The sequence below is a fragment of the Pseudonocardia sp. UM4_GMWB1 genome (assembly GCF_017312155.1).
Lineage (GTDB): Bacteria > Actinomycetota > Actinomycetes > Mycobacteriales > Pseudonocardiaceae > Pseudonocardia > Pseudonocardia alni.
The window spans coordinates 4,254,466-4,266,547 of the sequence record NZ_QJPN01000001.1; the positions used below are offsets into that span (position 1 = coordinate 4,254,466).

The 12,082-nt window shown below is 74.9% G+C and carries 13 protein-coding genes; 5 read left to right on the forward strand and 8 right to left on the reverse strand.

The window, feature by feature from the left end; translation table 11 throughout:
• Nucleotides 1-16: 16 nt before the first annotated feature.
• Nucleotides 17-982 carry a fructose-bisphosphatase class II gene (locus tag DMP15_RS19775; RefSeq protein ID WP_073573863.1) on the forward strand — a complete coding sequence of 322 codons (966 nt, stop codon included), beginning with the start codon at nucleotides 17-19 and terminating at the stop codon, nucleotides 980-982.
• Here the strand turns inward: DMP15_RS19775 and DMP15_RS19780 are convergent.
• Nucleotides 975-1,961: a malate dehydrogenase gene (locus DMP15_RS19780; RefSeq protein ID WP_073573864.1), complete on the reverse strand. Its 987-nt coding sequence runs from the start codon at nucleotides 1,959-1,961 to the stop codon at nucleotides 975-977. The two genes, DMP15_RS19775 and DMP15_RS19780, sit on opposite strands and share 8 nt — an antisense overlap.
• A gap of 99 nt (nucleotides 1,962-2,060) precedes the next feature.
• Between DMP15_RS19780 and DMP15_RS19785 the strand changes: the two genes are divergently transcribed.
• Nucleotides 2,061-3,218, forward strand: coding sequence for a DUF418 domain-containing protein (locus tag DMP15_RS19785; protein ID WP_337826282.1), 1,158 nt, complete (start codon nucleotides 2,061-2,063; stop codon nucleotides 3,216-3,218).
• A 70-nt stretch (nucleotides 3,219-3,288) separates the two neighbouring features.
• Nucleotides 3,289-3,801 (forward strand): hypothetical protein, encoded by a 513-nt coding sequence (locus tag DMP15_RS19790; RefSeq protein WP_337826283.1) that lies wholly within the window; start codon nucleotides 3,289-3,291, stop codon nucleotides 3,799-3,801.
• A 6-nt stretch (nucleotides 3,802-3,807) separates the two neighbouring features.
• Here the strand turns inward: DMP15_RS19790 and DMP15_RS19795 are convergent, their stop codons facing one another.
• On the reverse strand, nucleotides 3,808-5,211 hold the full coding sequence (locus DMP15_RS19795) for an FAD-binding oxidoreductase (protein WP_337826284.1): 1,404 nt from the start codon (nucleotides 5,209-5,211) through the stop codon (nucleotides 3,808-3,810).
• Between the two features lie 186 nt (nucleotides 5,212-5,397).
• Between DMP15_RS19795 and DMP15_RS19800 the strand changes: the two genes are divergently transcribed.
• Nucleotides 5,398-5,607, forward strand: coding sequence for a hypothetical protein (locus DMP15_RS19800; protein WP_073573867.1), 210 nt, complete (start codon nucleotides 5,398-5,400; stop codon nucleotides 5,605-5,607).
• Nucleotides 5,608-5,625: 18 nt separating this feature from the next.
• On the opposite strand, the gene DMP15_RS19805 is transcribed toward DMP15_RS19800, so the two are convergent.
• Genes DMP15_RS19805 through pyk form a run of 5 tightly spaced genes read right to left on the reverse strand, consistent with a single transcriptional unit; the run spans nucleotide 5,626 to nucleotide 10,509 of the window.
• Complete coding sequence (locus tag DMP15_RS19805) at nucleotides 5,626-6,105, reverse strand: CoA-binding protein (RefSeq protein ID WP_073573868.1); 480 nt, start codon at nucleotides 6,103-6,105, stop codon at nucleotides 5,626-5,628.
• On the reverse strand, nucleotides 6,102-7,415 hold the full coding sequence (locus DMP15_RS19810; protein ID WP_374210239.1) for an O-acetylhomoserine aminocarboxypropyltransferase/cysteine synthase family protein: 1,314 nt from the start codon (nucleotides 7,413-7,415) through the stop codon (nucleotides 6,102-6,104). Before DMP15_RS19810 ends, DMP15_RS19805 begins: the two co-directional genes overlap by 4 nt.
• A 19-nt stretch (nucleotides 7,416-7,434) precedes the next feature.
• Nucleotides 7,435-8,145 (reverse strand): dienelactone hydrolase family protein, encoded by a 711-nt coding sequence (locus DMP15_RS19815; RefSeq protein WP_073573870.1) that lies wholly within the window; start codon nucleotides 8,143-8,145, stop codon nucleotides 7,435-7,437.
• Nucleotides 8,142-9,059 carry an acyl-CoA thioesterase gene (locus DMP15_RS19820; protein WP_073573871.1) on the reverse strand — a complete coding sequence of 306 codons (918 nt, stop codon included), beginning with the start codon at nucleotides 9,057-9,059 and terminating at the stop codon, nucleotides 8,142-8,144. Before DMP15_RS19820 ends, DMP15_RS19815 begins: the two co-directional genes overlap by 4 nt.
• 25 nt (nucleotides 9,060-9,084) lie before the next feature.
• Nucleotides 9,085-10,509, reverse strand: a complete 1,425-nt coding sequence (pyk, locus tag DMP15_RS19825) for a pyruvate kinase (RefSeq protein ID WP_073573872.1) — start codon at nucleotides 10,507-10,509, stop codon at nucleotides 9,085-9,087.
• 111 nt (nucleotides 10,510-10,620) lie between these two features.
• On the opposite strand from pyk, the gene DMP15_RS19830 reads away from it, so the two are divergent.
• Complete coding sequence (locus tag DMP15_RS19830) at nucleotides 10,621-10,971, forward strand: VanZ family protein (protein ID WP_304580014.1); 351 nt, start codon at nucleotides 10,621-10,623, stop codon at nucleotides 10,969-10,971.
• Between the two features lie 46 nt (nucleotides 10,972-11,017).
• Here DMP15_RS19830 and DMP15_RS19835 read toward each other — a convergent pair whose 3' ends face one another.
• Nucleotides 11,018-12,049, reverse strand: coding sequence for a M28 family peptidase (locus tag DMP15_RS19835; protein ID WP_337826285.1), 1,032 nt, complete (start codon nucleotides 12,047-12,049; stop codon nucleotides 11,018-11,020).
• Nucleotides 12,050-12,082: the final 33 nt, after the last annotated feature.

Consider the following 12,082-nt stretch of genomic DNA (forward strand, 5'->3'; position numbering starts at 1 on the left):
GGCACACGGTGACGGGGTGGACCCGCCACCCGACGAGGTGCTGATGCTGGAACTCGTCCGCGCGACCGAGTCGGGCGCCGTGGTGGCCGGGCGGTGCTCCGGCCACCACGGCGCCGCCGGGACCAGGGGCGACGACCGCGACCCGGACCGGGACCGGGCGGTCGCCGCGATGCGCGCCCGTCTCGCCGACGTGGGCCTGCCCACCGCCGTCGCGCTCGGACGTGACGGCCCGTCGGGGTGCGCGCCGGCGTGCACCGCGGCGTTCGGGCTGACGCGCGGTACACCGTCGGCCGGTGGAGGGGCGCCGGCCGCGTTCGCCGCCGCGGTCGTGGCCCGGTCCGGAGCGGTCCGGGTGTTGCCCCCCGGCGAGCACGGTCTGGTCCTCGCCGTGGGCGCCGGCGTCCACGGTGCGGAGGTGGGTCACCCGGTGCCCGACATCCTGCGGGCTGTGGCCGCGGCGCGAGGGGTCCGCGTCACCGACCTGGTGGTCGCGTGCGCGGACACGGCGGGGCGGGGACCCGCCGACGCCGTCCGTGCCGAGGGCGCGCGGGCCGTCGTCCCGGCCGGGGGCGTCCTGGAGGGAGCCATCACGGCCGCGTGCCCGACGCGGCCCGTGGACCTGATGCTCGGGCACGGTCCCGCCGCAGAGGCCGTCCTCGCGGCGGCCGCGGTGAGGTGCCTGGGTGGTTCGGTGCAGTTCCGGACCGGTGCCGGCGGTCTGCGGCGCGCCGAGGACCTCGTGGGGAGCGGCGGGGTCGTGTTCTGCGCCACCGCGGTGGGCGACGGCACCCTGCTGCGTGGTGTGCGGGTTCGGGCAGGGCGCGTCATCACCCGGTCGCTGACGCTGGCGTCGGCTCCGCGGTCGGCCCGGCTGGTCGAGACCGAACACGGGCTGCGACCGGGTCCGGGCACCGCCGGGGCCAGCGCACGGGCCACGGACGGCGTCCGTCCGCGGCCCGTGCGGGGTGGCGGTCTCAGATGAGGCCGAGCGTGGCGACGGTGTCGCGCTCCTCGACCAGCTCGGCGACGCTCGCGTCGATCCGCCCGCGGGAGAACTCGTCGATCTCCAGGCCCTGGACGATCTTCCACTCGCCGTTCTCGGAGGTCACCGGGAACGAGGAGATGATGCCCTCGGGGACGCCGTAGGAACCGTCCGACGGGATCGCGGCGGAGGTCCAGTCACCGGCCGGGGTGCCGTTGACCCAGTCGTACACGTGGTCGACGGCGGCGTTCGCGGCCGACGCAGCCGAGGACGCGCCCCGGGCCTCGATGATCGCGGCACCGCGCTTGGCGACGGTCGGGATGAAGTCGTTCTCCAGCCACTCCCGCTCGACCTGCTCGGCGGCGATCTTGCCGCCGACCTCGGCGTGGAAGAGGTCCGGGTACTGGGTGGCCGAGTGGTTGCCCCAGATCGTGAGCTTGCTGATCTCGTCGAGGCCGACGCCGAGCTTCTTCGACAGCTGCGCCAGCGCGCGGTTGTGGTCGAGGCGGGTCATCGCGGTGAACCGGTCCGCCGGGACGTCCGGCGCCGAGGCCTGGGCGATGAGGGCGTTGGTGTTGGCCGGGTTGCCGACGACCAGGACGCGGACGTCGTCCGCGGCACCGGCGTTGATCGCCTTGCCCTGCGGGCCGAAGATGCCGCCGTTGGCCTCGAGCAGGTCGCCCCGCTCCATCCCCTTGCTGCGGGGACGGGCGCCGACGAGCAGCGCGACGTTGGTGCCGGAGAACGCGGCGTTCGCGTCGTCGAAGATGTCGATGCCGCGCAGCAGCGGGAAGGCGCAGTCGTCGAGCTCCATCGCGGTGCCCTCGGCGGCCTTCACGGCCTGCGGGATCTCCAGCAGGTTCAGCTTCACCGGGGTGTCGGGCCCCAGCAGCTGCCCGGAGGCGATCCGGAAGAGCAGCGCGTAACCGATCTGGCCAGCGGCTCCGGTGACGGTAACGGTAACGGGGGTAGCAGACACGCCACGGACCCTAGCCCTGATCGCGCCCGCGTACCGCGACGGGGAGCACACCCACCGCCACGCGTGGCGGGAACCACACCGCCGGTAGCGTAGGGCGTGATGCGTGACGTCCCGGTGACCGGTCGTGCACCGGCGCCGGACCTGGCCCGCGGCGCGGCGCTGCTGCTGATCGCCGTCGCGAACGCCCATACCTTCGTCACCCACCGCGGCATCGGGGTGCGCGCCTACCCGCTCGACCCGACCGGCGTCGACGCCTGGCTCGCCGCGGCGCAGCTGACCCTGGTCGACGGCCGGGCCTATCCGCTGTTCGCGCTGCTGTTCGGCTACGGCATCGCCGGGCTCGCCCGCCGTGCGGCCCGCGACGGTGCCGGGCCCGACCAGGTCCTGGCCCTGGTGCGTCGCCGGGGCGGGGCGCTGTTCGCCGTCGGTGCCGCGCACGCGGTGCTGCTGTGGCACGGGGACTTCGTCGCCGCCTACGGGCTGATCGCGGTGGTTCTCGCGCCGGTGCTGGTCCGTGGGTCGACCGCGGTGCTGGTGCTCACCGGGGTGGGCGCGACGACGCTGCTGGCGCTGCTCTACGCCCCCGTCGCGCTGACCCGGTCCGACGCGGCGTCGGCGTCGCCCTCGCTGGTCGCGCCGGACGTGCTGTCGGCGGCGGTGGAGCGGTTCGGCGAGTGGTTGTTCGGCAACCTGCTGATCAGCGCGCTCGGGCTCCTGGGCGCGGCGGTCGCGGGGGTGCTCGTCGCCCGCGCCGGGTGGCTCGACGCCCCGGCCCGGCACCGGCGGGCGCTGCGCCGGGTCGCCGTCGCGGGGATCGGGGCCGGGGTCGTGGGCGGCCTGCCGCTGGGTCTGGTCGCCGCCGGGGTGTGGGTGCCCTCGGAGCCGGTGGCGCTCGTGGTCGGGGTGCTGCACGCGGTGACCGGCTACGCGGCCGGGGCCGGGTACGCCGCCGCCGCGGCGCTGGTGGTGGCCCGGGGGTCGGCGACCCGGCCGGTCGCGGGCGCGCTGGTGGCGCTCGGGCGACGGTCGCTGAGCGGGTACCTGGCGCAGTCGGTGGTGTTCGTCGGCCTGTTCCCGGCGTGGACGCTGGGGCTGGGGGCCGGTCTGCCGTTGTGGGCGGCGACGCTCTGCGGGGCCGGGGTGTGGCTGCTGACCGTCGTCGCGGCGGTGGTGTCCCGGCAGCGCAGCCGGCGCGGGCCCGCGGAGGTGCTGCTGCGGCGGCTGACCTACGGCCGCGCGCCCGCCGCGGCCCGCTGACCCCGCGCCGGTCCGCCCGGGCCGGCGTCGACGGCCGCGGGGCCGCGGCCCGCCTCGCTACCCTCGCCGCATGAGCGGCACCCGCGGCGACGGCACCCACGGCGACCGGGCGGACGACGGCCGGGACGGCGGCGCCGCCGTCCCGGGCTCCGGGCCGGACGGTCCGCCGCCCGCGTGGCAGGGCGCGACCGGCTGGTCCGGGGTGGACCCGCTGCCGTCCGGGTCCGCGGAGGTCGGGCCGCACGCCCCGCTGCCCGGCGCGCCGCCGTACCCGCCGGGCACCGAGCCCGAGCGGGCCGCGGTCGCCGACCGGCCGGCGGCGCTCCCGCGGCCGGCCGCGGTGCTGCCCCGGTGCCTGGCCGCGACGGCCGGCTGGGTCGCGGTGGCACTGCTGCTCGCGCTGGCCACCGGGGTCGCGTCCTGGCCGCTGCGCGGCGTCGCCCTGCTCGTCCCCTGGGGGCTCGCCGCCGTCGCACTGGTGTTCCCGGCCCGGCGCGGCGTGGGGCCCGGCGGGCTGGTCGCCCTGGCGTTCGCCCCGTTCTGGCTGGTCCACGCGTTCCTGGTCGGCCTGCTCGGCTGGTGAGCCGGATCAGCCCGCCGGAGGGACGTTGACGTTGCGGTGGAAGACGTTGTCCGGGTCGTAGACCGCCTTGACCGCAGCGAGCCGTGCATAGTTGGGGCCGTAGGTGGCGCGGACCCGACCGGCGTCGTCGCCCATCATCGAGTTGACGTACACGCCGGCGCCGAGCGCGTGCGGGGCCATCGCCGCGGCCAGGCCCCGGACCCACTCCCGCTCCGCGGCGAGGCCCTGCGGGTCGGTGGTGAGCCCGACCGCGAACAGCCCGAGCCGCGGGCTGCGGCCGCCGCCGAACGCGGTCGCGTCGTCGTCGACGGCGGAGAAGGCGCCGTCGAGGGTGTACAGGTGCACGACCGACATCGGCGAGACCTTCCGCGCGACGTGCGCGGCGAGGTCCTCGACGGCCGCGTCGGTCAGCGACGGCAGGAAGCAGCCCTTCTCGTAGCAGTGCACGCCCCAGCCGTTGGGCTCGTCGAACATCTGCTGCAGCGCCGTCCAGGGCATCGGGGTGCAGAACTCGAACAGCCGGTCCGGCAGCGTCACGCGGAGCAGGTCGTGCACCTGCTCCGCGTCCGGGTCCGGGACGGCTCCGGTGGTGCCGACGACCATCACCGCCCATCCGGGACGCAGGCGCACCTCCTCCGGGACGAACGGGGCGGGCGGTGCGTTCACGGCGACGACCTGGAACCCGACCGTCGACGGCAGCCGCCCGATCGCGTCGCGGGCGGCGCGCAGCAGGGCCGGCCCGTCGTCGAGGCCGCAGAAGAACATCCCGACCGACACGAGCGGGCCGACCGGTACCGCCGTGAACTCGAACTCGGTGACGATGCCGCAGTTGCCGCCCCCGCCGCGCAGCGCCCAGAACAGGTCGGGGTGCTCGTCGGCGGCGGCCCGCACGACCCGGCCGTCGGCGAGCACGACCTGCGCCGACACCAGGTGGTCGACGGTCAGCCCGGCCCGCCGGGTCAGCCAGCCCATGCCACCGCCGAGGGTCAGCCCGCCGACACCGGTGTGCCCGATCTCGCCGGCCGGGACCGCGAGCCCGTGCTCCTGGGTGGCGGCGTCCATCCCGCTCAGCAACGCGCCACCGCCCACCCGCACCCGGCGGGCGTCGGGGTCGACGACGACGGCGTCGAGGTCACCCAGGTCGATCACCAGGGCGCCGTCCCCCGCGCTGTGCCCGGCGGAGTTGTGTGCGCCACCGCGGACGGCGACCTCCAGCCCGGACCTCCGGGCGTGGTCGAGGGCGGTCACGACGTCCTCCACGTCGGCGCAGCGGACCAGGACGGCAGGTCGCTGGTCGATCGCGGCGTTCCAGACCCGCCGCGCGGCGTCGTAGCCGGGGTCGGCGGGTCCGAGGACGGGGCCCCGCACCCGGGCGCGGAGGAGGGCGACGTGGTCGACGGTGGCGGTCATAGCGGTTCCCCCGGATCTGCGGGTCGATGGACGACGGCGGTCCACCGTGTCCCCCGTCACAGCCGCTGTCACGGTCCCGACCCGGATTTCGTCACGGTTGACGACGGCGGACCGGACCCGCGCCACGAATGGCGCACGTCGCTGCGGCGCGCAATGATGCCCGTCACGCCACCGAAGGAGGCCCCCGTGGACGGTCACGACCCGCAGGTGCTGATGATGGCCGACGTCGCCGACCGGTGGGTGGTGCGCTGCGACTGCGGGTGCGGGGTCCTCACCGAGTACGCCACCCGGGAGGAGGCCGACGAGGCGGCGGAGCAGGCCCGCGCCGAGGCCGGTCCCCCGGCGGCGAGCGAGGAGGTCGTCGACGACGCCGGGCGGGCCCCCGAACGGATCTGACCGCCGGGGGCACCCGGGTCAGTCCCGGCGCCGCGAGGTGATCACTCCGGTGTCGAACCCGGCCAGGTGCAGTCCACCGGCGAACCGCGCGTGCTCGACCTTGAGGCAGCGGTCCATGACGACGGTCAGGCCCGCGCTCTCGGCGCGGCGGGCCAGGTCCTCGTCGAACAGCCCGAACTGCAGCCAGAACGTCGACGGGACCGGGTCGAGGGCGAGGGCCTCGTCGAGCACGCCGCCGAGGTCCTCGGGCCGCCGGAACACGTCGACCAGGTCGGGCGTCACCGGGAGCTCCGCGAGCGAGGGGTACACCGGGCGCCCGAGGATCGTGGTCGCGTTCGGGTTGACGAAGTACACCTCGAACCCGGTCGAGGCCAGCAGGTAGGTGGCGACGAAGTTGCTGGCCCGGGCCGGGTTGGGGCTCGCCCCGACGACGGCGACGGTGCGGGTGTCGCGCAGGATCTGCTGCCGCCGCCACGCGGGCGGGTTCTCCCAGGTCACGCGGTCTCCTTCTGCGAGGCGGTGAGGGCCTGGTCGAGGTCCCAGACGATGTCGTCCGGGTCCTCCAGCCCGACCGAGATCCGGATCATGTCCTCGGGGACGCCGGCGTGCTCCAGCTGCTCGGTGGTCAGCTGCTGGTGGGTGGTGGACCCGGGGTGCAGGACGAGGGTGCGGGCGTCGCCGACGTTGGCGAGGTGGCTGCACAGCTGCACCGACTCGATGAACCGCGCCCCGGCGGCCCGGCCACCGCGCACCCCGAACGCGAACACCGCGCCCGGTCCCGCGGGCAGGTACCGGCGAGCCCGCTCGTGGTGGCGGTGCGACGGCAGCCCGGGGTAGGTCACGTACTCCACCCGCGGGTCGGCCTCGAGCCACTCGGCGACCTTCTGCGCTCCTGCCACGTGGGACTCCATCCGCTGCGGCAGCGTCTCGACGCCCTGCATCAGCAGGAACGCCGAGTGCGCGGACAGCGTGGCACCGACGTCGCGCAGCTGCTCGGCACGCAGCTTGGTGAGGAACCCGAGCTCCTGGAAGTTGCCCCACCAGGTGAGCCCGCCGTAGGACGGGACCGGCTCGGTCATCCCGGGGAAGCGACCGTTGCCCCAGTCGAAGCGGCCGGACTCGATCACGACGCCGCCGAGGGTGGTGCCGTGCCCACCGAGGAACTTCGTCACCGAGTGGATCACAATGTCCGCGCCGTGCTCCAGCGGCCGGCACAGGTACGGCGTCGCCAGCGTCGCGTCGATGATCAGCGGGAGCCCGGCCGCGTGCGCGACCTCGGCGAGCCCGGCGATGTCGGCGACCTCGCCGCCCGGGTTGGACACGACCTCGGCGAAGACGAACTTGGTGTTGTCGCGGATCGCGGCGGCGTAGTCGGCCGGGTCGGTGCCCGGCACGAAGGTCGTGTCGACCCCGAAGCGGCGCAGCGTCACGTCGAGCTGGGTGATGGTGCCGCCGTACAGCCCGGCCGCGGCGACGGCGTGGTCCCCCGCCCCGGCGAGCGCGGCGAAGGTGAGGAACTCGGCGGCCTGCCCGCTGGCCGTGCACACCGCGCCGATGCCCCCGTCGAGGCTGGCCAGGCGTTCCTCCAGCGCCGACACCGTCGGGTTGGCGATCCGGGAGTAGATCAGCCCGTACTTCTGCAGCGCGAACAGCGCCGCGGCGTCGTCGGTGTCGCGGAAGACGTAGCTGGTCGTCTGGTGGATCGGCACCGCCCGGGAACCGGTCGCGGCGTCCGGCACCGTCCCCGCGTGCACGGCCCGGGTGCGGAAGCCCCAGGCCCGGTCCTGCTGATCATCGCGCTCGCTCACACCCCCCATCCTGCCCCGGCTACAGGTGGTCGCGCAGGAAGGCCCGTACCCGCTCCGTCGCGTCCGTCGCCGACGGCTCGTGGTACTCCGCGTGCAGCGGCGTCCGGCGCGCCACCGCGCCCTTCACACCCGGCGTGCGCGTCATGAACGAGTGCCCGGCCTCGGGGTAGACGACGACGTCGTGCGGGATCCCCCGCTCGGTCAGGTCGGCCTCCAGGCGCTGCGGGTAGCCGTCGGCGAACTGCGCGTCCCGGCCGCCGAAGCTGGCGACGACCGGGCAGACCGGTTCCACCTCGACGCCGGCGCGGCCGTAGAACGGCACCGCGACCCGGTACAGACCGCTCTGGGACAGCAGCATCGCGAACCCGCCGCCCATGCAGAACCCCATGACCCCGATCCGGTCGGCGTCGACGGTGGGCTGGTCGGCCAGCCAGCGCCGCGCGGACTCGCAGTCGCCGAGCGCGGCGCCGCGGCCGGTGGCCATCGTCGCCACCGTCGAGGCGATGCACAGCGGCTTCACCCGGCCGCGGGCGAACAGGTCCGGGATCAGCACGGTGTAGCCCTCGCGGGCCAGATCGCGGGCGACCCGGCGCATCTCCGGGGTCATCCCGAAGATCTCGTAGATCATCACGATCGCCGGGCCCGGGGTGGTGGTCTCGGGGCGGGCCAGGAAGCCGGGCAGCCTGCCGCCGTTGACACTGGGCAGTGAGATCTCGGACTCGACGGTCATGGGCGTGCGTCCCTCCCGGCGCGCGGGACCCGGACGAGTCCCTCCTGCATGGTGGTGGCGACCAGGCGGCCGTCGGCGGTGAAGAAGCGGCCGCTCGCGAGACCGCGCCCGCCCGACGCGGCCGGCGAGAAGCACGAGTACAGCAGCCACTCGTCGGCCCGGAACGGCGCGTGGAACCACATCGCGTGGTCCAGGCTCGCCATCTGCAGCCCGGTCCGGGGCACGTCGTGGCGGGCGACGACCGACCCCAGCAGGGTCAGGTCGCTGGCGTAGGTGAGCAGGCACACGTGCAGCAGCGGGTCGTCGGGCAGCTCGCCGTCGGCGCGCAGCCACAGCCGCATCGGGTCGTCGGACGGACCGGGGTGGTCCTGCGACCAGGACGGCTCGTCGATCAGCCGGATGTCCAGCGGGCGCGGCAGCCCGGCCATCCAGCCTCCGTCGCCGCGGGCGGCGCGGGTGCCGAGGTCGTCGACGGCATCCGGCGCGGGGACGTCCGAGGGCATCGGCTGGGAGTGCTCCAGGCCGTTCTGCGGCAGCTGGAACGACGCCGACAGCGAGAATATCGGCTCGCCGCGCTGGATGGCGAGCACCCGGCGGGTGGTGAACGACCGGCCGTCGCGGACCCGCTCGGTCTCGTAGACGATCGGGATGCTCGGGTCCCCGGGCCGGATGAAGTAGGCGTGCAGCGAGTGGACGCCCCGCTCGGCCGCCACCGTGCGGCCCGCGGCGACCAGCGCCTGGCCCGCGACCTGCCCGCCGAACACACGGGGCAGCGACACCGGCGGGCTCACCCCGCGGAAGAGGTTGTCCTCCAGCCGCTCCAGGTCCAGCAGTGCGACCAGGTCGTCGAGGACGGCCTGGCCGCGCGGTTCACCGTCGGCTGCGGTCTGCGCGGTTGCGGATTCGGCACTCACGGTCGGTGAGTATGCCCAACCGGCCTCAGGCGTGGTCGTTCTCGCCCAGGCGGTGCACCCGGATCAGGTTGGTCGAACCGACCGTGGAGGGCGGCGACCCGGCGACGACGACCACCAGGTCACCCGGCTTGAACCTGCCGATCGACAGGATCGCGTGGTCGACCTGGCGGATCATCGCGTCGGTCGAGTCGACCTTGTCGACCAGGAACGTCTCGACGCCCCAGGTCATCGCGAGCTGACTGCGCACCGCGGGCTCCGGGGTGAACGCCAGCAGCGGGAGCCGGGTGTGCAGCCGGGCCAGGCGGCGGACCGTGTCACCAGACTGGGAGAACGCGACCAGCGCCCGCGCCGAGAGCCGCTCGCCGATGTCGCGGGCGGCGTAGGACAGCACGCCACGCTTGGTGCGGGGCACGTGGTTGAGCGGCGGCACGTCGGCCGGGCCCGCCTCGACGGCCTCGACGATCTCGGCCATCGTCCGCACGGTCTTGATCGGGTAGCGGCCGACGCTGGTCTCACCGGAGAGCATCACGGCGTCGGTGCCGTCGAGGACGGCGTTCGCCACGTCGGAGGCCTCGGCGCGGGTCGGGCGCGAGCTGGTGATCATCGACTCCAGCATCTGGGTCGCGACGATGACCGGCTTGGCGTTCTCCCGTGCGATCTGCACCGCGCGCTTCTGCACCAGCGGCACGTTCTGCAGCGGCAGCTCCACGCCCAGGTCACCGCGGGCGACCATGATGCCGTCGAAGGCGAGCACGACGGCCTCGAGGTTGTCGACGGCCTCCGGCTTCTCCAGCTTCGCGATCACCGGGACGCGGCCGGCGCCGGTGTTGTCCATGATCTTGTGGACGAGGTCGATGTCCGCGGGGCTGCGCACGAACGACAGCGCGACGACGTCGACCCGCAGCGACATCGCGAACTCCAGGTCCGCGATGTCCTTGTCCGACAGCGCGGGCACCGAGATGTTCATCCCGGGCAGCGACAGGCCCTTGTTGTCCGAGACGGGGCCGCCCTCGGTCACTCGGCAGACCACGTCGTTGCCGTCGACGGCGACGACCCGCAGGCCGACCTTGCCGTCGTCGACGAGTAACCGGTCGTCGACCTGGGCGTCCTGGGCGAGGCCCTTGTAGGTGGTGGAGACCCGGTCGGGGGTGCCGGCCACGTCGTCGACCGTGATCCGCACCTCCTCGCCGGTCGCCCACTCGGTGGGCCCGTCGGTGAAGCGGCCGAGCCGGATCTTCGGGCCCTGCAGGTCGGCGAGGATGCCGACGGCGCGCCCGGTCGAGTCGGCGGCGTCGCGGACCATCTCGTAGACGCGCTTGTGGTCGGCGCGGTCCCCGTGGCTGAAGTTCAGCCGGGCCACGTCCATGCCCGCTTCCACGAGGTCACGGATCCGGTCCGGGGTCGCCGTGGCCGGACCGATGGTGCAGACGATCTTGGTTCGACGTGTCACGGCTATCAGGGTAGCGCTGTCTGGAACGATCAGGACGACGGGAACCCGGCCTGTCGGCGTCCGGTTCGACGGTGTTCATCCCGGCGGTCACCGGTGGAGCAGACTGGGGGCGTGCGTGTCCAGCCGTTCGTCCTGTCGGTCCTGTTGAGCCTGGTGGTCCTGTTCACCCCGGCGTCCGGGGTCCCGACGGCACCTCCGGGCACCGACAAGGTCGTCCACCTGCTGCTGTTCGCGCTGCTGGCGTGGACCGGGCGGGCCGCCGGGATCCGGGTGTGGCAGCTGCTGGGCGGGCTCGTCGTCTACGCCGCGGCGTCGGAGGTCGCGCAGGCGCTGCTGCCGATCGGGCGCAGCGGGGACGTCCTCGACGCGCTCGTCGACGTCGCCGGGGCGGCGCTCGGGGTGGGGCTGGCCGTGCTGGTGGCGCGCCGCCGGCCGGGCCGCGAGACGTCGTCGCGGCTCTGAGGCGGACTGGTCCCCACGGCCGCCCGTGGGACCCGGTCGGGTCGGCTCAGCCGGAGGGGCGCTGGGTGGCGTCGGCGAAACGGGCCAGGGTCGCCGCGATCGCCCGGGTGTAGCGGTCCAGCTTCACGGTGTCGACGTTGCCGATCCGGTCGCAGGCCGAGTGGTAGCAGCCGTCGTAGGCCCGGCCCGGTTCACCGCCCCAGAGCTGGGCCTGGGAGCGGGATTTGGTGTCCTCGTCGCCGGTGACCGCGCCCGCGACCGGAATGCCGACCTCGGCGAAGGGGCCGTCGTCGTCGCCGTAGAGGCCGATGGTCTCGGGCTGCGGGGCGCCCGCCGCGGCCAGCTCCTCGGCCAGCACCGAGGCGACGACGCCGGACCCGGGCGGGCCCCGCTCCTCGTCGTCCTCGCCGCGGCCGCCCTGCACGAAGTAGCCGCCGTTGGGCGAGCCGAGCATGTCGGCGTTGAGGTAGAGCAGGTGGTGCTCGCGCTCCTCCTCCGACAGGGACCGCACGTAGCCGGTCGAGCCCTGCAGGTCGTCCTCCTCCGAGCCCCAGAACCCGAAGGAGACGGTGGCGCCGACGCCCGGCTGCGGGCCGAGCGCGGTCGCCGCGGCGAGCAGCCCGGCGATGCCGCTGCCGTCGTCGTTGATGCCGGGGCCGGCCTGAACGGAGTCGAGGTGGGCGCCGGCGAGCACGATCCGGGCGGAATCGCCGCCGCGGGTGCGGGCGACGACGTTGCGCAGCTCGCGGCCGTCCCCGGCGTCGTAGGTGGGGGTGGTGACGTCGAAGCCGGCGTCGCGCAGCACGCCGGCGACGTAGTCGACCGTCGCGTCGTAGCCGGGGGTCCCGGCGGCGCGGTTGCCGCCGTTGTCGTCGGCGATGCGTTCCAGGGCCCGCAGGTGCGGCACCGCGGCCTCGCCGGTCGCGGCGCCTGTGACCTGCTGGGACAGCGCCCCGGCGGGCGGCGGCGCGGTGGCGGGCCCGGCCGCGGTGCACCCGGCGACGACGAACGCCGCCGTCACCAGTGCCAGCAGCCCGTCACGGGTGCGCCGGCCCCGCGTCCGCCCCTGCACTCCCATGCCCACTCCCCCGTGCGTCGCCCCGGACCGCGT